General features: G+C 40.4%; 28 protein-coding genes. 12 read left to right on the forward strand and 16 right to left on the reverse strand.

Annotated features, from left to right (window positions below; translation table 11 throughout):
* Positions 1–156 (forward strand): zinc ribbon domain-containing protein (locus tag QZU77_RS10810; RefSeq protein ID WP_366208849.1); only part of this gene is annotated, 156 nt, incomplete at its 5' end.
* A gap of 313 nt (positions 157–469) precedes the next feature.
* Here QZU77_RS10810 and QZU77_RS00390 read toward each other — a convergent pair.
* Positions 470–1,123 carry a DUF447 domain-containing protein gene (locus QZU77_RS00390; protein WP_295598329.1) on the reverse strand — a complete coding sequence of 218 codons (654 nt, stop codon included), beginning with the start codon at positions 1,121–1,123 and terminating at the stop codon, positions 470–472.
* Positions 1,124–1,302: 179 nt separating this feature from the next.
* Here QZU77_RS00390 and QZU77_RS00395 point away from each other — a divergent pair, with 179 nt between their 5' ends.
* From QZU77_RS00395 to QZU77_RS00420, 6 genes are all read left to right on the forward strand, one after another.
* Positions 1,303–1,920, forward strand: coding sequence for a KH domain-containing protein (locus QZU77_RS00395; RefSeq protein WP_295598332.1), 618 nt, complete (start codon positions 1,303–1,305; stop codon positions 1,918–1,920).
* A 413-nt stretch (positions 1,921–2,333) separates the two neighbouring features.
* On the forward strand, positions 2,334–4,043 hold the full coding sequence (top6B, locus tag QZU77_RS00400) for a DNA topoisomerase VI subunit B (RefSeq protein WP_295598335.1): 1,710 nt from the start codon (positions 2,334–2,336) through the stop codon (positions 4,041–4,043).
* 9 nt (positions 4,044–4,052) lie between these two features.
* Positions 4,053–5,150, forward strand: coding sequence for a DNA topoisomerase IV subunit A (locus QZU77_RS00405; protein ID WP_295598338.1), 1,098 nt, complete (start codon positions 4,053–4,055; stop codon positions 5,148–5,150).
* A gap of 171 nt (positions 5,151–5,321) precedes the next feature.
* Positions 5,322–5,594 carry a metal-sensing transcriptional repressor gene (locus tag QZU77_RS00410; protein ID WP_295598341.1) on the forward strand — a complete coding sequence of 91 codons (273 nt, stop codon included), beginning with the start codon at positions 5,322–5,324 and terminating at the stop codon, positions 5,592–5,594.
* A gap of 60 nt (positions 5,595–5,654) precedes the next feature.
* Positions 5,655–7,517, forward strand: coding sequence for a cation-translocating P-type ATPase (locus tag QZU77_RS00415; protein ID WP_295598343.1), 1,863 nt, complete (start codon positions 5,655–5,657; stop codon positions 7,515–7,517).
* A gap of 30 nt (positions 7,518–7,547) precedes the next feature.
* Complete coding sequence (locus QZU77_RS00420) at positions 7,548–7,751, forward strand: heavy-metal-associated domain-containing protein (protein ID WP_295001698.1); 204 nt, start codon at positions 7,548–7,550, stop codon at positions 7,749–7,751.
* Between the two features lie 9 nt (positions 7,752–7,760).
* Here the strand turns inward: QZU77_RS00420 and QZU77_RS00425 are convergent, their stop codons facing one another.
* Entirely contained in the window at positions 7,761–8,537 is a 777-nt protein-coding gene (locus QZU77_RS00425) for an alpha/beta fold hydrolase (RefSeq protein WP_295598345.1), read from the reverse strand.
* A gap of 52 nt (positions 8,538–8,589) precedes the next feature.
* On the opposite strand from QZU77_RS00425, the gene QZU77_RS00430 reads away from it, so the two are divergent.
* From QZU77_RS00430 to QZU77_RS00440, 3 genes are all read left to right on the forward strand, one after another.
* The gene (locus QZU77_RS00430; protein ID WP_295598349.1) at positions 8,590–9,063 is read left to right on the forward strand and encodes a hypothetical protein; all 474 of its coding nucleotides are present in this window, start codon (positions 8,590–8,592) and stop codon (positions 9,061–9,063) included.
* A 96-nt stretch (positions 9,064–9,159) separates the two neighbouring features.
* Positions 9,160–10,176, forward strand: a complete 1,017-nt coding sequence (locus QZU77_RS00435) for a phosphorylating glyceraldehyde-3-phosphate dehydrogenase (RefSeq protein WP_295598352.1) — start codon at positions 9,160–9,162, stop codon at positions 10,174–10,176.
* A 35-nt stretch (positions 10,177–10,211) separates the two neighbouring features.
* On the forward strand, positions 10,212–11,048 hold the full coding sequence (locus QZU77_RS00440; protein ID WP_295598355.1) for a TIM barrel protein: 837 nt from the start codon (positions 10,212–10,214) through the stop codon (positions 11,046–11,048).
* Here the strand turns inward: QZU77_RS00440 and QZU77_RS00445 are convergent.
* Positions 11,045–11,557, reverse strand: a complete 513-nt coding sequence (locus tag QZU77_RS00445; RefSeq protein WP_295598358.1) for a zinc ribbon domain-containing protein — start codon at positions 11,555–11,557, stop codon at positions 11,045–11,047. The genes QZU77_RS00440 and QZU77_RS00445 overlap by 4 nt on opposite strands.
* A gap of 33 nt (positions 11,558–11,590) precedes the next feature.
* Positions 11,591–12,511: a metallophosphoesterase gene (locus QZU77_RS00450; protein ID WP_295598361.1), complete on the reverse strand. Its 921-nt coding sequence runs from the start codon at positions 12,509–12,511 to the stop codon at positions 11,591–11,593.
* Between the two features lie 239 nt (positions 12,512–12,750).
* Between QZU77_RS00450 and QZU77_RS00455 the strand changes: the two genes are divergently transcribed.
* Positions 12,751–13,872 (forward strand): AAA family ATPase, encoded by a 1,122-nt coding sequence (locus QZU77_RS00455; RefSeq protein ID WP_295598364.1) that lies wholly within the window; start codon positions 12,751–12,753, stop codon positions 13,870–13,872.
* Between the two features lie 6 nt (positions 13,873–13,878).
* On the opposite strand, the gene hemA is transcribed toward QZU77_RS00455, so the two are convergent.
* The 3 genes from hemA to QZU77_RS00470 are packed head-to-tail and all read right to left on the reverse strand — an operon-like array spanning position 13,879 to position 16,179.
* Complete coding sequence (gene hemA, locus QZU77_RS00460) at positions 13,879–15,078, reverse strand: glutamyl-tRNA reductase (protein ID WP_295598367.1); 1,200 nt, start codon at positions 15,076–15,078, stop codon at positions 13,879–13,881.
* Positions 15,075–15,695, reverse strand: a complete 621-nt coding sequence (locus tag QZU77_RS00465; protein WP_295598370.1) for a bifunctional precorrin-2 dehydrogenase/sirohydrochlorin ferrochelatase — start codon at positions 15,693–15,695, stop codon at positions 15,075–15,077. Before QZU77_RS00465 ends, hemA begins: the two co-directional genes overlap by 4 nt.
* A 1-nt stretch (position 15,696) precedes the next feature.
* The gene (locus QZU77_RS00470; RefSeq protein WP_295598372.1) at positions 15,697–16,179 is read right to left on the reverse strand and encodes a methanogenesis marker 9 domain-containing protein; all 483 of its coding nucleotides are present in this window, start codon (positions 16,177–16,179) and stop codon (positions 15,697–15,699) included.
* A gap of 155 nt (positions 16,180–16,334) precedes the next feature.
* Between QZU77_RS00470 and QZU77_RS00475 the strand changes: the two genes are divergently transcribed.
* Positions 16,335–17,021, forward strand: a complete 687-nt coding sequence (locus tag QZU77_RS00475) for a M48 family metallopeptidase (protein ID WP_295598375.1) — start codon at positions 16,335–16,337, stop codon at positions 17,019–17,021.
* Positions 17,022–17,028: 7 nt separating this feature from the next.
* Here the strand turns inward: QZU77_RS00475 and atwA are convergent, their stop codons facing one another.
* The 9 genes from atwA to rnhB all read right to left on the reverse strand — a co-directional run bounded on the left by atwA (position 17,029) and on the right by rnhB (position 24,497).
* The gene (gene atwA, locus QZU77_RS00480; protein ID WP_295598378.1) at positions 17,029–18,630 is read right to left on the reverse strand and encodes a methyl coenzyme M reductase system, component A2; all 1,602 of its coding nucleotides are present in this window, start codon (positions 18,628–18,630) and stop codon (positions 17,029–17,031) included.
* A gap of 72 nt (positions 18,631–18,702) precedes the next feature.
* Entirely contained in the window at positions 18,703–19,410 is a 708-nt protein-coding gene (locus QZU77_RS00485) for an MJ0144 family RNA dihydrouridine synthase-like protein (protein WP_366208850.1), read from the reverse strand.
* A gap of 33 nt (positions 19,411–19,443) precedes the next feature.
* Complete coding sequence (locus QZU77_RS00490; RefSeq protein ID WP_295598384.1) at positions 19,444–20,205, reverse strand: GTP cyclohydrolase III; 762 nt, start codon at positions 20,203–20,205, stop codon at positions 19,444–19,446.
* A gap of 20 nt (positions 20,206–20,225) precedes the next feature.
* Positions 20,226–21,074, reverse strand: a complete 849-nt coding sequence (gene cofD, locus QZU77_RS00495; protein WP_295598387.1) for a 2-phospho-L-lactate transferase — start codon at positions 21,072–21,074, stop codon at positions 20,226–20,228.
* 9 nt (positions 21,075–21,083) lie between these two features.
* Entirely contained in the window at positions 21,084–21,857 is a 774-nt protein-coding gene (locus QZU77_RS00500) for a coenzyme F420-0:L-glutamate ligase (RefSeq protein WP_295598390.1), read from the reverse strand.
* Positions 21,858–21,884: 27 nt separating this feature from the next.
* On the reverse strand, positions 21,885–22,511 hold the full coding sequence (locus QZU77_RS00505; RefSeq protein WP_295598393.1) for an IMP cyclohydrolase: 627 nt from the start codon (positions 22,509–22,511) through the stop codon (positions 21,885–21,887).
* A gap of 17 nt (positions 22,512–22,528) precedes the next feature.
* Positions 22,529–22,942, reverse strand: coding sequence for a biopolymer transporter ExbD (locus QZU77_RS00510; RefSeq protein ID WP_295598396.1), 414 nt, complete (start codon positions 22,940–22,942; stop codon positions 22,529–22,531).
* A gap of 8 nt (positions 22,943–22,950) precedes the next feature.
* The gene (locus QZU77_RS00515) at positions 22,951–23,790 is read right to left on the reverse strand and encodes a MotA/TolQ/ExbB proton channel family protein (protein ID WP_295598398.1); all 840 of its coding nucleotides are present in this window, start codon (positions 23,788–23,790) and stop codon (positions 22,951–22,953) included.
* Positions 23,791–23,882: 92 nt separating this feature from the next.
* A complete protein-coding gene (gene rnhB, locus QZU77_RS00520; protein ID WP_295598636.1) occupies positions 23,883–24,497 on the reverse strand; it encodes a ribonuclease HII in 615 nt (204 codons plus the stop codon).
* Positions 24,498–24,540 lie beyond the last annotated feature (43 nt).

A 24,540-nucleotide genomic window follows, 5' to 3' on the forward strand; every position in this document is an offset into this window, starting at 1 on the left:
AAAGCAGAATGGTACGGTAAAAAATTCATACAAATAGACCGATTTTACCCATCAAGCCAAAAATGCAGCAACTGCGAATACCAATACACAGACCTAACATTAGAAATGCGCAACTGGATTTGCCAAAATGCAAAACAACACACCACAGAGACATAAACGCCGAAAATAACATCCTAAACGAAGGAAAAAGAATAATCAAAAAATAATGAACCCGTAAGTCAACGGGGGATAGCTTGACCAACCTTATAAACATCAAGTTTTATAACTGCCCAAGAATAAAATTACAAAAATGGTAAAAACATTAAGTAATAGACTATACTGCAGATTCCATGAAAAACTGGTTAAAATGGATGATGGGTGCGATGAATGGAGAGAATAATCCAATTAACTCCATCCTGTTGAAAAAAAATATTCCGGTTTCAGCACCACCCCTATGGCGCCCAACTAAAATTGAATGCAAACTCCTATCCTATTCAACATCAAAACCCTTTTCCATCATGCTGTTTTTAAGAATCTCCATAGCTTTTATCGTATCAGGCCCTGAAACCCTCTTAATCATCCGGTTGTTTTCATTGAACCTTCCGACAAAATAATCCTGCTGCTTTTTGCTGACAAGGTCAAGCCGAGTGTAGTTTGTAAGGCATTCGAGAAGCGCAAAGACCCCCCGGTTTAAAGCCTTTGCACATGGATGGTTCTTGACGATTTCCACAACATCGCTGCTTATGATGTAAGCCTCACCATTTGATGTTACATGGTCTTTGATTGGATCCATTTTTCTAATGTCTGTGACATCACAAATGATATATGCCTCTGCATTTTTCAAAATTGCAATGTCCTCATCATCTGTAAACTCTTCAACGTCCAGGTTTCCGATTGTTGAATTTACAAAGTTTATAGGGTCAAAGGTAATGTTTACAACGTATTTACCTGTTTCCATAATGTTTTTCAGGGTTTGGGTGCCGACAAACAGCCTGCATCCGAGTTTGTCCTTGCCTTTGCATACTATTCCTATTGGAGCTGCATTTTTTACGCCGTCCTTGCTCATGGTAGTGTAAATCCCTTCATATTTCTGTCCTTCTTCAATTCCAATATCTGTCAAATCCATAGCCATTTTATCATCCATATCAATTTACATCTTCAATATTACTATCTGTTCCCAACATAATTAAAAATTATTGTGAAAAATTCAATGCCTTGAAAAACTGATATTGTATCTATCGAGCGACAGCTTAAAATCAAAAACATTCCAATCCCAAATTTTATATAATTTTAACTTGAAAATTATTATCAAAGGTGATAATTATGCCAGAAACAGATTATTTGAAAATACCTCAAAACAGAGTGGGGGCTTTAATCGGAAGCAATGGTAACGTCAAGAAATCCATTGAAAAAGCGACTGGAACCATCCTCGACATTGACAGTGACGAAGGCACAGTTTACATTACACCTAGAGACGACATGGAAGACCCATTAGGAGTCTGGAATGCCAATCACATCGTGAAGGCAGTTGCACGAGGATTCAATCCGGAAGTTGCGCTCAAGCTCGTCAGCGACGACATTTACCTTGAAGTGATAAGCTTGCCATTATACATCGGCAAGTCCAAGAAGGCCCTTGCAAGACATAAAGGTAGAATTATCGGAAAAGACGGTAAAACACGTGAAATAATCATGGAAATGGCTGAAGTCGACATGGCAATCTACGGCAAGACCGTTTCACTCATCGGAGAGATGGACAACATCATGGTTGCCAAGGAAGCCATTGAAATGATACTCAACGGATCAAGGCACAAATCCGTTTACGGATTTTTAGAACACAAGAAGGAAGACTTGAAAATGAGAGAGTTCAAGGACCTTGTTGGAATTGAAGACGATAAAATCGAGTTCAAGGACGGCATTGAGTTTGATGAAAATGATTTTTAGGAGTTGAACACTCCTAAACCTATTTTTTGAATTATACCGATATCCAAATTTTTTCATAGCCACATCAATATTTCATGGCCATACAACTTTTTATCCATTAATTAAATGAAACATTAAACAGTCAAAAAATAGATATCAAAGAAATATTACACAGTTAAATCGATTTTAATGGAACTTAACTGTAAAAATAATATTAATACTTAAAAAGTTTTATATACTTTAACCAACTTATATGTATAGTGTAGTTAAAATACCATATTTTTTACATGTTTTTTAATTTTTATTTTACCATATATTTAAGCGAGCTAGATAGGGTAGGGTATGAATATTACTAATCAAATGCTCTCTCACTTCATTTAAATATGGCAAGTATGATAAATTAAAACATATCAATTTCACAAGGAGGAAAAATTTTGGCTGAACAGCAACAGTTAGGATTGGACTGGGAAGAGGACTTTCAAAGGCTGACCCCATCCCAATTCTTTAGAAAAAACAAGCAGATGTTAGGATTCACCGGTAAAATCCGTTCCCTAACCATTGTATTCCACGAACTGATTACAAACAGTTTCGACGCAGCGGAAGAAGCGGGAATATTGCCGGACATCGACATCGAATTGAAACGTGTCGACAAGGTACATTACATCCTAAGACACAAGGACAACGGTCCGGGAATCCCTGAAGACTACGTCATGCAAGTGTATTGTATGATGTTTGCAGGATCCAAATTCAGGAACATCCAATCCAGAGGACAACAGGGTCTGGGTTGTAGTGGATGCGTTCTCCTATCCCAAATGACCACAGGTAAGCCTGCCCGCGTAATCTCATGCTACAAGGACGGGGATGAAATAAAAGGAGTCAAAATGAAGTTCCAGATGGATGTTGAAAACAACCGTGGAATCCTGATGGAAAGGGAAGACTACCCTGCAGAAAGCACCGGAGTGTGCATTGAACTTCAATTCAAGGAAGTATCCTACTCCCTTGCAGAACAAGGAGCATTCGAATACATCAGAAGAACAATGATCGGAAACCCTCATGCAAAAATCACATTCAGAGACCCATCCGGCCATAAGTACATCTTCAAAAGAGCCGCAGACGTAGTGCCAGTGCAGCCTAAAGAAGTGCTCCCTCACCCTAAAGGAGTGAGCGCAGACGACCTGATGACCATGGCGAAAAACACTGACAGCAGAAGATACAAAAGCATGCTGACCTCTTCCATGTCAAGAATGTCTGCAAAAAGGGTTGATGAAATCGCGGAAATCACTGGAATCGACATGAACAAACGTCCGAAAGCAATGACATTCCAGGAAGCCGAAGCAATCGTCCACTGCTTTAAAAAGATGAAATTCATGGCCCCACCAACAGACGGACTCATACCAATCGGATCAGAGCAAATCGAAAAGGGTATGAAACAAATCCTCAAGCCGGAATTTGTAACCACAATCACAAGAAAACCGGTCACTTACGCAGGCGGTGTGTCATTCATCATCGAAGCAGGACTCGCATACGGTGGAGATGCTGGAAGAGTGGTTAATGAGAAAAGAAAATCTGAAATCATGAGATTCGCTAACAGAGTACCACTAACATTCGATGCAGGAAGCTGTGCAATCACAGAAGCACTTAAAAGTATCGATTGGAAACGTTACGGATTAAAAGACATGGACAACACTCCATTGACCCTGTTCGTGAACATCATTTCCACCCAGGTACCATACCTCTCAACAGGTAAGCAGAGCGTATCCCCTGAACCTGAAATCGTACATGAAATCAGACAGGCAACCATGAAATTAGCTCGCCAATTGCAAAAACACTTAAGGGCAAAAAGAGCAGCAAAAGAAAAAGAAAAACGTTCCAAAGTATTCGAGGAATATGTTCCAGTCATCATTGAAGAAGCCGCAAAGCTCGGTGAAACAGGAGTTCCAGAATACCATGAAGTGCTGGCGAAAGTAACCAAAAGGGCTCTTGCAGAATTGCTTGGTGAAAAGGTTGAAGAAGAAGAGGAAGAAGAAGAACTTGACGCACTCATCATGGAAGAAGTTGACGAGTACGGTCATGCAGTTGAAGAAGGCCAATCCGCATTAGACAACTTTGAAGAAGATGATGTGGAAGACGGTTTTGAAGATTAGGTGATTTGAATGGCTGATGATGTTAAAGATAGCAGACCTCATAAAGAGCAAAGAAAAGAATACACCTTCAATAAGTTAAAAGGTTTAGGTCAAGAAATCATTGAAGAAATTGAGAAAAACAAAGTTCCTAGTGTTAGAGTCCCATCCAGAGGTACAGGAAACATTGTTTACGATGAAGCAAAAAGATACTATGTGCTTGGTGACAGATTTGGTAGAAGATCATTAGGTAACGTGAAACAAATCAGGAAACTGGGACAAATGGTTTATGTTGCTAACTTCTGTAAGGATCTTGTTGCACGTGAAAAAACCGCAACCATCAGGGAAATGTACTATGTTTCCGAAGGTTGGGGAATCAGTTTCAAGTCACAGCAGGAATCAAACATTGTTGGAGAAGACCTTGAAGTAACCCTCGGAACCACTCGTGAAGACTTAGGTTTAATGCCTGAGGAAGACGGTGCATCAGTTTACGGAAACATTACCCTTTTGGATGAAGTGGAAGTCAACGCTGCAAAAATGGGAAAATCCGGTTACACCATATCACCTACAATCGACCAGGTGGAATTCCTTGACCATAAAGTGGACAAGGTACTGGCAGTGGAAACCATGGGAATGTTCCACAGGCTTGTGCAGGAAAACGCTCATGAAAGATTCAACTGCTTGATTGTCGGGCTTAAGGGACAGGCCGCACGTGCTACTAGAAGGTTCATCAAAAGGGTTAACACTGAACTCAAATTGCCAGTATATATCTGTAACGACGGAGACCCTTGGGGATTCCACATTGCACAGGTAATCATTTCCGGAAGTGCAAAATTGGCTCACGTTAACCATGACCTTGCAACTCCTGACGCCAAATTCATAGGAGTGACCGCATCAGACATTATCAATTACGATTTGCCAACCGATAAATTGAAAGATGTGGATGTCATGAGGCTTAAAGAGCTTTCCAAAGACCCAAGGTATAAAACAGACTTCTGGCAAACTGAAATTAAGAAGATGCTTAAAATCGGTAAAAAAGCAGAACAGCAATCTTTCTCCAAATATGGTCTTGAATACGTAGTAGACGAATACTTCCCGGCCAAATTTGAAGAAATGGAAAATCAAGCATAAGCTTGATATTTTCCTCCTTATTTTTTTATTTTTAATCAATTAATCAAAACGACTCATTTTTTAAAGTTAATCATTTTTTTACAATGAACATATTTAATGATTCATGACCCGTGGCAACATTTATATACTACAACATAGTATATACCCTAGTAGGTATAGGTAGTGTTATTTATGAAAGAATGTATGGATAGCGAAAACTTACACAGGAGAATCAAAAAAATCATCGGACAGTTGAATGCCATTGATCGCATGATTGATGAGGATATCCCTTGCGAGCAGATACTGATGCAGGTCAATGCGTCAAAATCAGCATTACATAAGGTTGGACACATCATTGTCGAAGGCCATCTTGAACATTGCGTCAAACAGGCCATTGAAGAGAATGATGCTGACGAAGCCATAGGAGACATTTCATCAATTTTGGAATATTACTCAAGACTTTAATTTTTTTTAAAATAACATTATACCCTATGGGGTATACCTATACTTTTGGGGCTGTTTAAAATGAAATTCACAAGAGACGAAAAAAGAGACATAATCCTAATAATAATTTCTGCAATAAGTTTAATCATAAGTTTCACATTATCTCTCGACTACATTGCAGCAATTGCAGTCATACTATGTGGAATACCAATATTCAAGGAATGCATAGAGGGATTAGTCACAGAATTCGACATCAAGGCAGATTTGCTGGTGACAATAGCAATCATAGCATCAATAATAATCGGCGAGGTATTCGCCGCAGGAGAAATCGCAACAATCATGGCAATCGGAGGATTCCTTGAAGAATACACCGTGTCAAAAACACAGGGAAGAATCAAGGAACTAGTAAAAATGTCACCGCAATTCGCCACCAGAATCAAAAACGGAATAGACGAGAAAATACCAGTAGAAGAAGTGAAAATCGGAGATATACTGAAAGTGCTTCCAGGCGAAAGCATACCAACAGACGGAAAAATAATTGCAGGAGAAACCTCAATCGACCAATCCACACTAACAGGAGAATCCCTACCGGTCGACAAGCAAACAAACGATGAAGTGTACAGTGGAACAATAAACCTTTACGGCTCATTCACCATGCAGACAACCAAAATCAGCCAGGAAAGTTCCCTTCAAAAGCTAATCAGACTGGTGGAATCATCATCTCCTGAAAACGCAAAGATAGTCCGGACCGCAGACAAATGGGCTACACTTATAGTGGTGATTGCATTCACCGCCGCCGTGCTCACATACCTATTCACATTCGAGATAATCAGGTCAGTCACAATACTGGTGGTGTTCTGCCCATGCGCATTGGTGCTTGCAACACCAACAGCAATAATGGCAGCAATAGGAAACCTAACCAAATACGGAATACTCGTCAAGGATGGGGAGTCAATCGAAGAGCTGGCGAAGGTGGATGAACTGGTGTTTGACAAAACCGGAACATTAACCTATGGAAAACCAGAAGTCATCGAAGTAATTTCAGACAATCCTGAAGAGATGATGCATCTACTCGCATCCTTGGAGTCCAAATCAGAGCATCCCTTAGCAAAGGCAATAGTCAGGCATTACAATAATGATGACCTGTCAGAAGTTGAGAGTTTCAATATGGAAATCGGAAAGGGAGTGACCGGATACGTTGACGGAGAAAGGATAATCGCCGGAAACAGGAAACTCCTCGAATCGGAAAACATAAAAATCGATGATGAAAAACCGCAGAACGGTGAAATCGAGATATTCCTCGCAAGGGACCGTGAAATCCTCGGAAAGGTGCTTCTTGCCGACACCCTGCGCGAAAACTCAAAGCAGACAATCCATAAATTGAAACGCTTAAGAGTAAAAACAACCCTTCTTACCGGAGACAATGAGAAAACCGCAAATCTAATAGCAAGAGAAGTCAAGGTCAGAAATGTCAAGGCGAACTGTCTTCCCGAAGACAAGACAGACTACATCAAAGATGAGCAGATTCTTGGCCATAAGGTTGCAATGATTGGTGACGGCATCAATGATGCCCCTTCACTCAGAAAGGCGAATGTCGGAATTGCAATGGGTGAAATCGGAAGCGACATAAGTGTCGAAGCCGCAAACATAGCACTGGTCAATGACAATATCGAGGACATCCCCCATCTGATAGGAATCTCCAGAAAAACAATAAGAACAATCAGCATCAGCATAGGATTTGCACTTGGCTTAAACATCATTGCAATGGCATTGGCCGTTCTGGGATTATTGAACCCTATTGAAGGGGCATTGATACATAATATCGGGTCAGTGATTGTCATAATCTACTCATACACCCTTACCGGATACAGATTATCATCAAGGGACTATCGAAAATCCAAAAAATTAGGCATGACTAAAAGTTTAAATAAACCGACAACATAAATATTACTATCGACATTAAGGTGATTTATTATGGCTGAAAAAGAAATTAAAGTAGTGGGCATGCACTGCCCATCATGTGTAAATGCTGTAGAATTATGTTTAAAAGACGTTGACGGAATTGATGATGCAAAAGCAGACCTTGATTCTGGAATAACAAAAATAACAATGTCTGCAGATGTAAGTGATGCTGACATCAACGAAGCCGTTGAAGAAGCAGGATTTAAAGTAGAATGAATTCTACTTTCAACTTATTTTTTTATAGAATTTTTTCAATATATCAACTATTTTTGCATTATTTTTACCCACAAGCAGATTATGCTTCAAACCGTCAAGAACAACCAACTGCGAGTTTTCAATTTTTTCATGAAGCCTTTCGGCACAATACAAGGGGAATATCTCATCATGCCTTCCCGCCAAAACCAAAGTAGGAGCCTTTATTTCGGATAAAGCATCATCCACATCAAAAGCCAAACCGGCATCAGCGGCCTTAATGTAAGCTTCGACATTGGCATTGATTGAAGCAAACTCCTTAATGGCCTGAAGCTCCTCCCTATTGTTCTCAATGACATCAGGATACAATACCTTTGGAATCATGTAGTCATAGAAATCTCCAAAGCCTCTTGAGAGATGACGCTTAAACTCGCTGAAAACCTGATTGACATGATCATCGCATCTTGAACAGGTGGACATCAGCACGAGCGAAGACACCATATCCGGATACTTGATTGCAAAGTCAAGTGCAACAGACCCTCCCAGTGAAAAACCGATTAAATTAACCTTTGCGATGTCCAATTCGTCCAATAGGCTTTTCAAATCATGACTATAAACATCAACCGTTATCTCGTCACTGCCCAATGGGGATTCGCCATGGCCCCTCAAATCAACGCGTAAAATCCGATAATCCTTTTTAAGGAAACTTGCCAGAACTTCCCAGTAGAGCAGATTGTCGGAAAGCCCATGAATGAAAAGCAATGTTTCACCTTCACCTTCAATAACATAATTTAATTTTAACTCATTCATACTCACATAGTATATTTAAATAACTATAAATAAATTATCAATTAGTGATACAATGAAACTCAAAAGCATTATAATTCTAATTGCAATTGGAACAATGCTGCTTTTAAATGCAGGATTTGCAGCGGAAAACATTACGTTAAAGGAGCATGATTTCGACTCCCATTTCAAGATGAGCATTCCCGAAAACCTCACACTGGAAAACATTAGCGGAAGAGTAATCGGCAACACCACATTATCAGTCAACTACCTGAACGAGGATGCTAAAATCAGCATCATCTACGCCGAGTCAAACGGCACCAAAGCCAAATTGGTTGAAAGCTACGAGAAAATGTGCGCCAACGACACAACCGCCAACCTGACCACAATCAACAATACCACAGTCGTGCATTTCAGTGATAATCGGACAATCGGAGAGGTGAACTACCATGACCTGGCCATTGCAGGGGATGATGAGAAATACCTGCTGATACAGTGCGACAACGAGACCCTAATGAACATGATGGTAAAATCGATTAAATTCAGCTAAACACTTTCAAATCTGAAAATATCAAATTATATATAATTTGAAAAACAGAATTAAGTTCATATAATATTCAATTATTATAATGAAAAAGGGATTAAAATGAAAACTGTTGCAATTAATGGTTATGGAACCATCGGTAAAAGAGTGGCTGATGCAGTAGCTGCTCAAGATGACATGAAAGTAATTGGTGTAAGTAAAACTAGACCAAACTATGAGGCAAGAACCGCTGTTGAAGAAAAAGGCTACCCCTTATACATTGGAATTCCAGAAAGAGAACAATTATTCAAGGATGCGGGAATCGAAATAGCAGGTACCGTTGAAGACATGATACAGGAAGCAGATGTTGTTGTTGACTGTACCCCTGGAAGCATCGGACCACAAAACCTTGAAATGTACAAGAAAGCAGGAGTTAAAGCAATCTATCAAGGTGGAGAAGACCATGAACTAACTGGCCTATCATTCAACGCTATTTCAAACTATGACGATTCATATGGTGCAGACTACACTCGTGTAGTGTCCTGTAACACTACCGGATTAACCCGTACCTTATCCACCATCGATCCGATAGCAGACATCAAGAAAGTGCGTGCAGTAATGGTGAGAAGAGGATCAGACCCATCTGAAGTCAAGAAAGGACCAATCAACGCTATTGTTCCAAATCCTCCAAAAGTACCCTCCCACCACGGACCTGACGTTAAAACCGTAATGAAAGGAATCGACGTCACCACCATGGCATTGCTCGTGCCGACCACACTGATGCACCAGCACAACATCATGGTTGAAATCAACAATGACGTTGAAACTGAGGAAATCGTTGAAGCACTTGAAAAACGTTCAAGAGTCATTGTAGTGTCTGCTGAAGAAGGATTAGGTTCAACCGCAGAGCTAATGGAATACGCTAAGGAGCTCGGCAGAAACAGAAACGACCTGTATGAGATTCCAGTCTGGAGAGAATCCATTAACGTTGTAGGCAACGAACTGTTCTACATGCAGGCAGTGCATCAGGAATCCGATGTTATTCCGGAAAACATTGATGCTATTCGTGCACTTCTTGAAATGGAAAGTGACAACGAAAAATCAATCGCTAAAACCAATAAAGCTATGGGAATATTATAAATTCCCTCTTTTTTTACTATTTTTCACTGATTTTAATGAAGCATAAAGTACTTTTTGGACCAGCGGGAAGTCCAGTCAAATATAAGGGAGCAGCATACAAGGCACCAAAATACATCCAAGAGGAAGGATTAGACTCATATGAATACCAATCCCCCTACGGCGTGAGGATTGGCGAGAAGGCTGCAACCACACTTAAAAAGGAATCCGAAAAGCATGACATCAGAGTTTCCATGCACGCACCATACTATATCAACCTGTGCGCAAAGGAGGAATCAAAGCTTGAAAAGAGCATAGGTCACCTCATAGCAGCCGCACGTGCAGGGGAATGGATGGGAGCGTATCGTTTGGTATTTCACCCTGGAGCATATCTGAACCGCAAGCCTGAAAAGGCAATGGAAATCTCCAAGAATACAGTCAACAGACTATTCGAGGAGCTTGAAGCTGAAGGCATTGAAGAGTTCACCTTTGCACCTGAAACAACAGGTAAGAGAACACAATTGGGTAATGTCGGTGAGGTCGTTGAGTTGTGCGCCACATTCGATCACTTTGAGCCTACAATAGATTTCGCCCATGTCCATGCCCGTGGAAGAGGATTTTTAAACAAGAAGGAAGATTACAATTGCATATTTTCAACCATTGAGGAGCATCTGGACATTGACATCCTGCACTGTCATTTCACAACCATAGAGTACGGCCGTGGCGGGGAGGTCAAGCATCATACCCTGGCCGAAAGCGATGAGTACGGACCGAATATTGAAGATTTGCTTAGTGTCCTGATTGATAATGGCTGGAATGCAAACATAATTTGTGAAACCCCATTGCGCGATGAGGATTCACTTAGAATGAAAAAAATATACGAGGAAATGATTTAATAGTCCTTTACGGAATCTATTAAATTATCCAATTCACTGAAAAGGTTATTTATATCAGCATCATCATCCTTGTTGGAGCTTAACTGGATGACCAGCTCGTTTATCAAATCCTCCATCTTATCGATGAAGGTGTTTAATGTCTTGATTTTGATTTCAAGTTCCCTTCTGACAACCTCATTATTGCCATCATCCAATTCAATCATCTTGCGCGCTACAGCCAACTGATTGTCAAAAAGACCATTGGACCGATTGATTGCGTCAGTGAATTTCTGATAGGACATGTGTGAGGGGTCGAAGAGTTTTTCAAGCAGTTCACGAGCCCTACTCTGCTTAACATTGTATTCCTGAGCGATTTTTTCAACTTCCGCTTCGTATTGTGATGGTTTTGGGATTGTTTGCTCTTCAAAGTCATGTGAAACCTGTTTTCCGCATTGTGTGCAGAAGTGCTGGTTTGGAACTAGTTTCGCCCCGCAGTAAATACAAAAATGATTACGATTATCAGTTACCATATACAATTATTTAAACCTTCATGATTAAATAAGTTAATCTTTTCCCCTAAGCTTGAGGACAACTATCTCGGAATCAGTCCCCCATCTCATCGGAGTGTCCATAGAACCGACACCGGTTGTCACATGAATATAGTTTCCCCTATTGTCCTTGAACAAACCCTTATTGTACTTAAACAATAAGTCTGAGATGAATGTCACCGGATGGAACTGTCCACCATGAGTATGGCCTGACAGTTGCAGATTAAAGCCCATCCTTGAGAACTCCTTGAAATAATAGGGCACATGATAGTTCAGAATATTCACCTTATCGCCCATCACCATAGACTCATCTATTTTTGGAATGTCCTTGTCATCAAGGCTGTAGGATGCTCCGTAGATGTTCAGGCAATCAAACTCGAGAGAGTCATTGTCAAGAACTATGACTCCTGCATTCTCGCAGGCACATACAACATTATTGATTCCTATATAGTAATCATGATTTCCCGGAGTGAATATTATCGGCATTTCAACATCCTTGAATGCCATGAAATCATCAGCTTCAACCATGGCAGAGCCGTCCGCCAAGTCTCCGGAGATTATTGCAATATCACAAGTGTCTTTCAGCCCGTTTAACCTGGATGCTATTTGGCTTATGATTTGCCTGTGGCGCACTGAACCGAAATGCACATCTGACAATTGTGCAATGTTGATGTCATGTTCAAGATTATCCAGAACAATTTTCCTTTCATTGACAACCAGTTTATGGGCCTTCCAATAGTTGTACAGGCCCAATGCCGGCACGATGGCCAACAGTATCAGATTAATTTCGAATGAGAGCTTTGCGAATGAACCGAGGAGGTAAATTATAAGGATATCTATCAAGAACATCACTGATGCCCACATCCACACGCCATCGACTGTTGAGAGGAACCTTGTAACCTTTCGGGACTTTCGCTCTTCAAAAAGGGTGGGCATGAATCGAATCAAACCTATAATAACTGTTAAAATTAAAATATAGCTATCATCCACACCACCCAACAGCAAAAAGACATATTTAAGCAGGAAAAAACTCATACAACATATAGAATGGAGTGCTGAACAGCACCCTTCTTGTTCTGAAGCTCATGCTTGAAATATATATTCCATCAAATATTTAAATAATTAAAACTAATGTTGAAATGTAACGGAAAAAAATATTTTGGAGGTGATTATTTTTGAAAAGCGACAATAAGAAAATTGAACAGAAGACCACCAATCCCAAACAGGCCAAAGTGGAAAGCGAAAATCAGGAATATGCCGAATTGGTAGTTGTAAAACCGGTAGGTTACCCATTCGATTTCAACATGATGGATGAGGATATTGAAATCAAGAACACAAGACTGTTCGAGGAATATGCCCGTGACCAGTGGTCCGGATTGGTTGTGCGTGAAAATTCTCACTTGTTTGACCAGAAAATAATCCCTGATTACGGTTTTGAGGTTGTAATTGCAAAACCCAACAATTCAATGATATCAGAGAACACTAAAATCAAGATTATCACTGACGACATCAAGAACACCTTTGAAAATAAAATAAAGACTGACATTCATCTCAATGACATTGTCGGTCAGAAAAATGCCAAAAGCAAGGTCAAGGTCATTACAAAATACCTAGAGGATCCTGAAAGATTCGGACCTTGGGCTCCGAAAAACATCCTCTTTTACGGGCTTCCAGGCACAGGCAAAACAATGCTTGTCAAGGCACTGGCCAACGAGCTTGAAGTGCCATTGTATCTAATCAAGGCAACATCACTGATTGGCGAACATGTCGGCGATGCCTCATCCAAAATACATGACCTGTTCAAGAGGGCATCTGAAAATGCACCATCAATAATATTCATCGACGAGATTGATGCAATAGCGCTCCACAGGTCATTCCAGTCACTGAGGGGAGACGTCTCAGAGATTGTAAATGCACTGCTGACCGAAATGGATGGGATAACTGAAAACAAGTCCGTGATAACAATCGGTGCAACCAACAATGCAGGCAGTCTCGATTATGCCGTGAGAAGTCGTTTCGAAGAGGAGATTGAATTCAAGCTGCCTGACGACAATGAGAGGTTGGAAATCATTGAAAACAATCTGAAAACCATGCCCCTGGAATATGATTTGGATTTGGAAAAAATAGTCAGACTCACCAAGGGACTATCCGGCAGGGACCTGAAGGAAAAGATTTTGAAAACCGCACTGCACAATGCAATATCCAATGACAGTGAAACAATCACCATGGCCAATATTGATTATGCTTTAAAATCAAGTAAAATTAAAAATTTAGATGTTAAGGGAATGTTTGAATAAATTATTCTACTTAACATTAAATATATATTCAGCTGCTTCGATAATATCCTTATTTTCTTCTTTTGCAGCTTTCTTAAGATTTTTTGAAATATCGTAAAAGATCTTGTTGACAATGGAATTTGTCAAATTATCCAAAACTTTAGCACTGCCATCTATATCAGACAACTTCACGCTTGCTTTTTGAGTTTCACGTTCTCTTATATCTTCCATAGATGCTCTTAAATTACCAAGAATATTGTCAACTTCCATTATTTTGAACGATTCTTTGAGTAAAATGAACTCATCATTGATGATGTTTTCAGCTTCACCGAACTCCTTAATACGAAGCTTAGTGTTTTCATCAGCAATCTCCCTCAAATCATCAATGTTGAATAGCTTAACCCCCAAATCATCAACATCATCGGAAATGTCACGAGGATTGGCAATGTCAACCATCATGACATTCTCATAATCCATGTCAATGCCTAAAAGACGTTCCTTATTGATAATCGGGTGAGGGGCACTGGTGGCGCTGATGACCAAATCGGCAGTCGCCAGGTACTTCTCCAGCTCATTGAAAAGAATTGCTTCACCGCCCAGATCCTCAGCCAATTGGACTGCAACATAATATGTCCTGTTGGCAACGAAAATGGCATTCAAGTCCTTTTCCGCAAGGGCCTTGGCAACCAGCTTGCCCATCTTGCCTGCACCTATCACAAGAACGGACTTGTCATCAAGACTGCCCATGTGCTTTTCGGCCAGGTCAATGGCCGCCGAACCGATGGAAACGGAACCCTTATTGATGTTGGTCTTGTTCCTAACCACCTGGCCGACATGAATGGCCTTTGTAAAGATGGCATCTAGAGACCTTCCGCAATGACGATTCTTGGAGGCCTTGTGCTTGGCATCCTTCACCTGGCCCAGAATCTGGTCTTCGCCAACAATCATTGACTCCAAGCCTGAGGTCATCCTAAGAAGATGCATGATGGCTGATTGACCATAATCGATGATTATGCTTTGATTCTCATGGGACAACAGCTCATCATCCTCTGAAATGTAGTCATTGTTAATGTAGTACTCCTTCCTGTTGCAGGTGGAAATCTCAATATACTCACCGATGGAGTATTTCTCCTGCAGTTCCAGGAACAGTTCATCCATATCCTTTGCAATGTTTTCCATTGACTGGATATCCGCTATCTTATGGTCAACTCTTAAGTTAAGTATCAATTTAATCCCCTTATCAAATCATCAATGTATCTTTTAGCCTCATCAACTTCGTTCAGCCTAATGTAATCGTTAATACGCTCATTCTCAAAAATTTCATAAAGGCAATCCCTGCGCTCCTTCTGGTCGGGAATGATTTCCTTCAGCTGCACCCTCGCATAATCCTGAAGCTCGATTTCCAGAATGTCCTCGTCAGTGATTATTGACTGGATCTTCTTTCTCAATTGCCTTGCCATCAACGGACTCTTTCCATTGGTAAAAATAGATATTTCAACATCCCCAATGCTGAAGCTTGTGGGGACAATGACATTGCCCTCATAGGGATAGTCCGCACGGTTTATTAGCTTATCCCCAGCAATACGTGAAACATGATCGGACAGCTCCTCATCGCCACTGGCCACAACAGCAAGGTCGCACCATTCCACCAAATCATCGACATCGTCGGTGGAATATAATTCAGCACCCTTTTCAAACAATTCCTCGGACAATCCATTGCCCGCCAGCCTAACATTGGCGCCATGGTCGAGGAATCTGTTGGCCCTTCTGGTTGCGACTTCGCCAGTGCCTAAAATAAAAACATTCAAATCGGATGTTTTCAGATATAGAGAAGTCCAATCCATTTTAATCAGAAGTTTCTAATGATTTGGCATGCAACACTTTAACGGCAGCCCTCAAATCATTATTGCATTCGGTCAAAACATTCATTGCCTCAAGCTTTGATATATTGAATGTTTCAGCCAATGCTTCCGCCCTTTCATCAGGGTCAGGCTTGTTAACGCCGACCAATCTTTCGGACAGTTCCTTTTTCAAGTCCAAATACTCGTCATGGCTCATGCCCATGTTCCTTAATGTCATGTCTCTTAACGGGCATGGCTTGGACGGTTTACAACACCATACAAGTGAACCGAAGCAGGTTCCCGCTCCTTCGCCTAATCTGGTTTCCTTTGCAAATTGAGTTTTGATTTCAATGTATTCTCTAGGAGTTAAATTAACTTCCTGTAATGCGTTTAAAACTGGGCATGGTTTTACTGGAGGACAGCAAAAAGCAAGTCCTCTTACATCTCCCCCTCTACAAATATGAGACGGTGCATCTTCCCAAGTCATGATAAGCCTCCAAAATAATTTTCAATTCTATAATTAAGTAAATATAAAATAATAATATAATTTATTTTAACTTTGAATATATAATCTTTTTTATGGAACACAATTTTAATCAAAAACCGATAAGGTTTAAAAAGATTACCCGCCTATCTTAAAACATGGTTAAGGAAAAAATTCTAGTCGAGGACATACCCATCACGCTATACCGAAAAAACATCAAAAACGTTTATCTTCGCATAACCCCACCCGAAGGGGAAGTCAAGCTGTCAGTGCCCCACATAATGTCCAACAATGACATCATCAACTTCATAAAAACAAACAAGGACTGGATTTTACTGAAGCAGAAAGAGATTCTCGAAAACAACATCAAAGCCCCATTGAAATACAGAAACGGCGAAACACACACAATATGGGGAAAGGAATACACCCTGCAGCTAATCAAGAACAATGTCAAAAGGGTTTTGGTCGACGAGGAAAAATCAATCATCTACCTCCCGGTCCCCAAAAGAAGCACCATCGAGAAAAGGAAAAGCATTCTTGACGAGCATTACCGCCAGGAGCTTAAAAATGCAATACCTCCAGTATTGGAGAAGTGCACAGGAATAGTCGGCAGAACCCCAAAAAGCGTTAGCGTTCGAAAGATGAAGAACTGGGGAAACTGCAAGCAGGACGGCAGAATAACGTTAAACCTGAACCTGGCAAAAAAAGACCCAATCTGCTTGGAGTACGTGATGATACATGAGCTATGTCACCTGATAGAGTTCAATCACGGAAAAAAATTTAAAAAATTGATGGACACTTACTGTCCAAACTGGAAAGAAATAAAAAAAAGATTGAATGAATAAAGAAGATCTATCTTTTATCCTTAAGCATGTCTTCTTTTTCATCTGGAGTCAATTGTTCAACAATATCCTCTGGAGTGCCTATGTCAAGGAGTTTTCCTCCCCTCATTAAAGCTGCCCTGTCACATACATCCAATACGAAATCCATATCGTGGGAAATGATAATGAATGTTTGCTCCAATTCAGTACGTGCCTTAAGGATGGAGTCGGTTACGATAACTCTTGTTACAGGATCCATTGTACCTGTTGGCTCGTCTAGAACGATGAGCTTAGGTTCCTTGATTAAAACCTGTGCAAGAGCAACCCTGTGCCTTTCCCCTACACTCAATTGGTCAGGATACTTGTCCAAAATGTTGACAGCAACATCGCCTGTGAAACCTACAGTGGTCAATGCGTCGATAGCCTTGATTTTACCGAACTCAGCAGGGAGGTTTAAACTGATAGCATCAGTCAAGTTACCCAGGATTGTCCTGTGAGGATATAGGGAGTATTCCTGGTGCAATAATCCGATGTAAGGCATGATACGTCCACGGTTGAGAGGCCCTACCTTAGTCATGTCGATCCATTCGTCACCGAGCTTGATTTCAATGTCTCCGCTACTTGGATCAGTCAATCCCATAAGCATTCTAGTGGTTGTTGTCTTACCAGAACCGCTTAAACCGACAATACCGAATATTTCTTCCTTGTTAATGGTTAAGCTGATTCCGTCAACCGCCTTAACCACACCACGTTCGATTGAATAGTAATGCTTTTTAACGTCTTCCAAGACAACTTCAGGTTCTCCGAATTCAGGAATTTCCGGTTTTTTAGGAACAGGAACGGTTTCCATGAATTTATCAACAACAACTTGTGGTTCACCTTCTTCCTTGATTTGACCGTTTTCCAACCATATCACATTGTCTGCAAGTTCTGTCATTACTTCCGGCCAGTGAGAAGTGATTAACATGGTGATTCCTTCATCTTTCACACCTTCCTTCAAGGTATTGTGAAGTTTTACAGCAGTTTGAGGGTCTAATGTACCGGTCGGTTCATCTGCTAAAAACATCATTGGGCCTTTAGCCAATTGCCTTGCGAGAACTACCCTTTGCTTTTCTCCCCCACTCAAGTCACGAGCGATATGGGTAATCCTATGGTTCATCTGAACCATTTCCAACAATTCCAAAGCGAAGTACAATCCTTCTTCATAATCCTTATCGTCAGGCATTGCCCTCATTACGTTTTCAATCACTGTTTCTTCATCATATAATGCGAAGTTACGTTGAAGCATAATGGAAATTCTTCTTTTGATACTTGCAAATAATTTCCTTTCAGCATTGAAGAAATCCACTTCCTTAGCTTCGTATGTTCCGCCACAGTGACATTTTTCACCTACATGTGATGGGGATTCAACAGCCAAACAGTCCGGACAAACGGCCAGATTCATTATGATACTGCCTTCATCCGGCGCATAATCCTTTGTTCCCCTAAGCATGTTGATTAAAACTGATTTTCCACTTCCACTACGTCCTAATATACCTAATGTCTCTCCTTCACTAATATTCAAATTAATATCTTTAAGAACATCAACACCGTCGAAAGTTTTTGTAATATTCTTAAGTGTTATAAAATCCATGAAATCACCTATTAAAATAATTTTTATTTTAAACTATTAATAAGATTTACTAATAACAATTGTTTTAAAAAATTAAAAATTAGAAATATCAAAATCCAAATTCCCTGAAATAACTGAACGGGCTATTGAAAAACCATCAACTCCGGTTTCAATCATCTTTTCAAGATTTGACCGTGAGTTCACTGAGTTATTTCCAATAACCTTAATATTAACATTATTGCATATTTCAGTCAAAAGTTCCCAATCTGCATCAGCGCCCTTTTTCATTGCATCAATGTGCAAATAATCCGCACCTGCATCTTCAATCAATGATGCAGTTTTCAGAGTGTCAATCCCCTCTACATTTGCACGAATCTTCACTGAAACCTCGCTTTCAACATTGTCAACAACTTGAGAAATGAAATCAGATAAATCATCACGATTCAACATTTCCTGACCGCAGCCAATAGCTAAAATCTCTTCTTGGCGACAATGACAATTAATTTCTACAATATCCAAATTTGGAATATTCCCCACTTCAACAATCGGCTGTGGAGTTGTTGCACGCACATTGGCGGAAACTTTTACATCATCATGAAGATTCTTAATTGAGTTAACCTCATCTTCAATATGGGTGAAAATCTCATTTACGGGGAAATCAAATTCCTTTCTTCCCCTTTCAATGATTTTCCGGCTTGCATCGATTGTAGGCTGGTCCAGACTGTACCCACCTAAAGTAGCTACATTAAAACCATATGGAATAACTTTATTCAGGAAACTGGCATCGGTTATTCCGGCCATCGGTGCAACTACCTTATACATAGTATTTTATCCTCAGTATTCTTTTTCAATTACCCATGTCCACATTTCATTGTTGTGTGCACGGATTTCCTCAAGGCCAATATCTGCCATATAAGCTGCATCTTCAGCGTTTTTGCCTCTGCCGATACCTGCTTTAAGTTTAATGCCTATTTCCTCATCGATTTCAACCATGATTTCCTCGATTTCCTTTTCGCTTAGGCCATTGCATGGTGACATGAAATTGTCTCCCCCGATGAAGAACAGCAATGCTCCCTTCTTGATCAGTTTGGTCATCAGATAATGTTGAGCCTTATTGACCATGAAACTGGTGTCGAATGCTGATTCAATGTCAGTTAATGTTTCAGTCACACTGTTAATGTCAATGTGAGCTGCCTGAACATAACTGTCCTCTTCTGAAACCAAACTGTCGATAGCTAAAATTTCTTTCCTCTCGCCGGATTGTGCACTTCCTGCCTTTTGAAGAGCAATGGTAGCTAATCTTTGTGCTTCATGAGGAGTTTCAGCCGCTCCCACACCCATACTTACGGTTATAGGATACCTGTTTCTGATTGACCTTTGAATTCTTAAATGGTCTTCCTCATTCAAACCATTGGAAATGGCAAGCAGATTATCAAATCTGGTGAAGAAAACTAATCCTTTTTTATTTCCAAAATGATTATTCAAATCAGCAAATAAGCTTGCTTGAAGCATTTGTAAGTCAGATTCGGTTCTAGGTCTTGGAGTAACTGTCCAAGGACCGTAATTGTCAATTTGTATTAATGTCATTTGTATCATATGATATTCGCCTCTTTCCATTAAGGAATACAATCTATAATTATCTGTGCTAAATTTTTCTTAGCATCTAAACTATTCATTATTGTATTTGTAATTGTTACCTTATTAACTATTTGCTTTAATTGCGAATTTAAACTTGAATCTTTATCATCAATTACTATATTATCTAAAAAATCTTTGTACAATTGTGCAACACCAACTGATGAAACTTCAACATTCAATGCCTCCATGAACTTGCTGGCAGGACCGGAAACAGCATTGGAACCGATGATTGGAGAAACTGCAACAACATAAGTGTCTTTAAGCGCTTCACGAACTCCTTCAAGGGAGAGTATCGGTGAAATTGAAGTGATAGGATTGGATGGGCCAATGATGACTGCACGGGAATTCCGGATTGTTTCAATTATCCCCTCTGTCGGGCTCACTTTTGAAAACTTGACATCAAGCACCTTAGGTTGGGACTGATGCTTGATTAGAAAGTCATGAAACTCCAACTCCCCAATGTCAGTGACTATCTTAATGTCTGAATACTCCTCGCTCATAGGAATGACCTTGGATTCAATCCCCATATTCTTGGCCTGGATTTCACATGCCCTTTTAAGTCCATGCCTCTCCATCAGCTGAGTCTTTTGAATCTTTGTGGCACGGTCAATGTCTCCAATCCTGAGCAGTTCCGGACATCCTATTTCCTCAAGGCGCTCATGGGTGATGAATGTGTCATCCTTAACCCCATACCACAACTCATCATTGATCATGTCAGCCATAGTGTACAATACAGTGTCAATGTCAGCGGAGACGTAAACGCCGGAGAAGTAATCATTTTCCAATGATTTTGGAGTACCCGTTCCTCCAGATAATACTGTAATCATATGAATCACTCATTTTCTAAATACATCAGCAGTCTTCGGCATCAAGACTGACTTGATGTTAGAGTCAACATTCCTTAAAGTGTCGAAGCTGTCGAATCCCCTTACAACAACAACCGGAAGGCCCTCATCAGCCTGGCCCATGATAAGAGACGCAGCAGCTGACAATTCATCGCATGTTGCAATTTCAGTTGTTTCCAATTCACGGCCGTACAAGTCCTTCTCCCCGACACGCCTCCATATAGGGGAGATTCCGGAACATCCTATGGCAGTTCCTATTGCGCCGAACCTGAATGCTCTTCCCTGAGTGTCTGTGATTATGACTGCAATCTCCTCATCAAATTCACCTTCCAAGAATTCGCGAATTTCAGCAGCGGATTTATCCGCATCCCTTGGCATAGGTGTTGCAAGACCGTCACCAACATTGGACTCGTCAATTCCTGCATTGGCACAGACAAAACCATGCTTGGTTTCGGTGATTATGAAATTAGGCCCCACGCGAACGACCTCATTCGATTCGTCCAGTATCGCCTGAACCAGCTTAGGGTCCTTTCCGGACTTTTCAGCCAATTCAATTGCCTGATCGGAAGGTGTCAATTCCTCAAGTTCAATGAAATTCTCCTCGCTTTTGGAGATTAAAGTCTCAGCAATTAGTATGATGTCTCCATGATGAAGACCACAACCCTGCTTCTCAATAGCTTCCTTGATAATCAGTGAAATATCACTATTACCGTCAATAATTGGAATATCCTCTAAACCAAATAATTCAATACTCATAATAATCATCTGAAAAAATACTAAAAAAAAGAAAAATTATGGATTATAGACATCTATGGTCCATTCTCCATCAAAAACAGCAGCACAAGAAGTCACTGGTTTTTCATAATTTGCAAAAACACCCTCATCGAAAATATATTTTGCTGCCTCGGTGGATGTTTTAGCCTCGAAATCAACCTTGTCATGCACTTGGCTTCCATAAGTTGAAATGAATACCGCGTCGCCGAAAGGCACCTGCTCAACCAGCAGTTTCTTATCGTTGGCGATGCCGACATAACAGCCGTATTCCTCTTTCTTATTAGTTGATGTTACCACAGCCGCAATCCTTGGAGTGTTGTAATCGTCTTTCTCATAATCCATGGTCAGCAATGAATAGGCAATTGCGTCCTTGATATTCATTCCCAATGCGATTTTATCTGCAATAACGTCAGTATGAGAACCGTTGGATACAATAGCCATATCCCTTACGATACGGATACTGTTATATGTAATATAAGTGTTCTCATAAATATCCTTTTCAAAACCTTCCTTAGGCACTACAGCTGCACGGTTATCGAATTTCAAACATCTCCTATTTGGAAATGACCTACTTGATACCCTGTAAGCCACGAAAGGTTTACCATCACAATTCATCCCAGTCGATAAAATTCTCCCTGTATACATCATCATCCCTCAATATTCTAAACTTCTGGACGTTGGACAGCTTGATCTACAGAAATTCCTGGAGGTGTTTGAATTACAATTTCACCAGGCTTGATAGTAACTTGTCCTTCATCAATAACTCTTGCTTGAACGCCCACGGCACTGCCGGCTATCGAGTCTGACCTGTCCTGACCGTTGACGGTAACCTTATGCAGGTTGGCAACAGGCATGACATAATATTCCTGGTCCCCGGAAACATCAGTGACATTCGGTTTTCCGCTGCCCTGGTCAACATCTTCCGCAGTGTCCGCTTGGACATCAGTAGCTGAAAAGTTACTTGTCACAACTAAAAAGATCATTATAGTGAATAGGATATCAATGAAAGGAACCAGATTGATACTTGGTTTTTGGTCTAAAAACTTCTTCTTATGTTTTTTGACATCAATCGCCATCTAATCACCTATTGTTTCAGTTTGCTTTCAGTAATTTCAGCATTAACATTACATTTCTCTAAAATAATATTCGCTATACTCTTATCCAACATGCTCGGCTTGAACGAAACCTTGATGTTGGCGTACGGATCGGAAATCAGCCTTGTGTTGACGACTCCCTCAGCCTCCTGGAGCGCTTCAAGGGCGCACTCCACATTGGAGTCGACCCTGACCTTAACCACTGCATAACCCCAGTTGGTCATTTTTGTGGCAAGCTCAATCTTGTCCATTTCAGCCTCGATGAGTCCTTGAATATAAGTGTACAATGGCAATAATACGATAGCGACCAAAAGACCCATGATTGTTGTGGTCAATGCAACATAGATACCTTCAGCCATTGCGGCGGTATCCGGATGAACACCTAATGACTTGAAAGTCATCCAGATACCGATAACTGTACCGATCAAACCTAAGAACGGAGCAAGTTCGGTGAGTGTCTTGATGGTGCTTAATCCTTTAGTCATCTTTGCCATCTCAACAATGAAAATCTGCTCCATACTTTCCTCAACCTCGGTCTTGTTCTTATAACCAATCTTTAAGGTTTCTGAAATAATTCTAGAAATAGGATTTTTAAAACCGTTGATTTGTTTTAAAGCCTCAACAGCACCGCCCCTTTCCATAGAAGCGGTGACAATACCGAATATTTCGGTTGTGTCAACTCTACTAATTTTTCTAAGATATGCTATTTTTCTCAATGCGATAATGAGCCCATAAATACCAACGAAAAGAATTATGTAAGTGATAATTCCCCCCTGAGTAAAAATATCCATTATCCCATTAAAAATAGGCGTAATATACTCAATAATCATTTTTATCCTCTTAAAGTATTATCTTGAAAATCATTTATAAGTATACTTATATTAATTCATATACTTAAAATTAATCAAAAAAAAGTTGCGGATTACTTCATTTTAGCCACGGTATTCCATGACCTTCTCACAAAGTCCGGCATTTCATCATAGGTATAGTTGGTTAGGAATTTCTTGGTGGTCGGGTCTGAAGGATAACCTGAGCCTATTCCTCCCTGCTTGATGAATTCCTTATTGATTTCAGCAATATGGGCATCCCTTTCAGCCTTAGCGATAATGGATGCGGCGCTTACCTGAATGTAATTGTCATCGGCCTTGTGCTCTGCAATAATGTCGAATCCTGTGTCATTGTGCAGATTGTTCTGGAACCTTTCGGCCTTAACATCCACGGCATCGACAATTGCCTTTTCAGGTTTTAATCTTAAAATAAGTTCCTCCATGGCATTTTTTTCTATTTCATTGAGATTAATGCCATCCGCCCTCATCTCATCAATCTCGCGAGCGGAAATAACTATCATATCATATTCAAACATTTTCCTTAACTTGCGTGACAGTATTGTGCGGCGATGGGGAGCTAATCTTTTGGAATCCTTAACGCCCATTCTTTCAAGAACCTTCTCCATCTTTTCGGGAACAATTACTCCAGCAACAACCAGCGGTCCCAAAACAGAACCTCTGCCCGCTTCATCAACGCCTAAAATATCCATAGCAATCAAAAGAAAAATAAAAAAAGAAGTGAAATAAAATGAA

The sequence above is a fragment of the uncultured Methanobrevibacter sp. genome (genome assembly GCF_902774605.1).
Taxonomy (GTDB): domain Archaea; phylum Methanobacteriota; class Methanobacteria; order Methanobacteriales; family Methanobacteriaceae; genus Methanocatella.

What these genes read in the sequence shown, in the direction of transcription:
- QZU77_RS00415 (WP_295598343.1), top strand. Translation starts at nt 5,655, where the DNA reads ATGAAATTCACAAGAGACGAAAAAAGAGACATAATCCTAATAATAATT.
- QZU77_RS00450 (WP_295598361.1), bottom strand. Translation starts at nt 12,511, where the DNA reads ATGCCCACCCTTTTTGAAGAGCGAAAGTCCCGAAAGGTTACAAGGTTC.
- QZU77_RS00440 (WP_295598355.1), top strand. Translation starts at nt 10,212, where the DNA reads ATGAAGCATAAAGTACTTTTTGGACCAGCGGGAAGTCCAGTCAAATAT.
- QZU77_RS00510 (WP_295598396.1), bottom strand. Translation starts at nt 22,942, where the DNA reads ATGGCGATTGATGTCAAAAAACATAAGAAGAAGTTTTTAGACCAAAAA.
- QZU77_RS00390 (WP_295598329.1), bottom strand. Translation starts at nt 1,123, where the DNA reads ATGGATGATAAAATGGCTATGGATTTGACAGATATTGGAATTGAAGAA.
- rnhB (WP_295598636.1), bottom strand. Translation starts at nt 24,497, where the DNA reads ATGGATATTTTAGGCGTTGATGAAGCGGGCAGAGGTTCTGTTTTGGGA.
- QZU77_RS00435 (WP_295598352.1), top strand. Translation starts at nt 9,160, where the DNA reads ATGAAAACTGTTGCAATTAATGGTTATGGAACCATCGGTAAAAGAGTG.
- QZU77_RS00425 (WP_295598345.1), bottom strand. Translation starts at nt 8,537, where the DNA reads ATGAATGAGTTAAAATTAAATTATGTTATTGAAGGTGAAGGTGAAACA.
- cofD (WP_295598387.1), bottom strand. Translation starts at nt 21,074, where the DNA reads ATGATTACAGTATTATCTGGAGGAACGGGTACTCCAAAATCATTGGAA.
- QZU77_RS00405 (WP_295598338.1), top strand. Translation starts at nt 4,053, where the DNA reads ATGGCTGATGATGTTAAAGATAGCAGACCTCATAAAGAGCAAAGAAAA.
- QZU77_RS00410 (WP_295598341.1), top strand. Translation starts at nt 5,322, where the DNA reads ATGAAAGAATGTATGGATAGCGAAAACTTACACAGGAGAATCAAAAAA.
- QZU77_RS00500 (WP_295598390.1), bottom strand. Translation starts at nt 21,857, where the DNA reads ATGATTATTATGAGTATTGAATTATTTGGTTTAGAGGATATTCCAATT.
- atwA (WP_295598378.1), bottom strand. Translation starts at nt 18,630, where the DNA reads ATGGATTTTATAACACTTAAGAATATTACAAAAACTTTCGACGGTGTT.
- QZU77_RS00395 (WP_295598332.1), top strand. Translation starts at nt 1,303, where the DNA reads ATGCCAGAAACAGATTATTTGAAAATACCTCAAAACAGAGTGGGGGCT.
- QZU77_RS00430 (WP_295598349.1), top strand. Translation starts at nt 8,590, where the DNA reads ATGAAACTCAAAAGCATTATAATTCTAATTGCAATTGGAACAATGCTG.
- QZU77_RS00470 (WP_295598372.1), bottom strand. Translation starts at nt 16,179, where the DNA reads ATGACTTGGGAAGATGCACCGTCTCATATTTGTAGAGGGGGAGATGTA.
- QZU77_RS00485 (WP_366208850.1), bottom strand. Translation starts at nt 19,410, where the DNA reads ATGGCCGGAATAACCGATGCCAGTTTCCTGAATAAAGTTATTCCATAT.
- QZU77_RS00465 (WP_295598370.1), bottom strand. Translation starts at nt 15,695, where the DNA reads ATGGATTGGACTTCTCTATATCTGAAAACATCCGATTTGAATGTTTTT.
- QZU77_RS00505 (WP_295598393.1), bottom strand. Translation starts at nt 22,511, where the DNA reads ATGTATACAGGGAGAATTTTATCGACTGGGATGAATTGTGATGGTAAA.
- QZU77_RS00490 (WP_295598384.1), bottom strand. Translation starts at nt 20,205, where the DNA reads ATGATACAAATGACATTAATACAAATTGACAATTACGGTCCTTGGACA.
- QZU77_RS00475 (WP_295598375.1), top strand. Translation starts at nt 16,335, where the DNA reads ATGGTTAAGGAAAAAATTCTAGTCGAGGACATACCCATCACGCTATAC.
- QZU77_RS00420 (WP_295001698.1), top strand. Translation starts at nt 7,548, where the DNA reads ATGGCTGAAAAAGAAATTAAAGTAGTGGGCATGCACTGCCCATCATGT.
- QZU77_RS00445 (WP_295598358.1), bottom strand. Translation starts at nt 11,557, where the DNA reads ATGGTAACTGATAATCGTAATCATTTTTGTATTTACTGCGGGGCGAAA.
- QZU77_RS00515 (WP_295598398.1), bottom strand. Translation starts at nt 23,790, where the DNA reads ATGATTATTGAGTATATTACGCCTATTTTTAATGGGATAATGGATATT.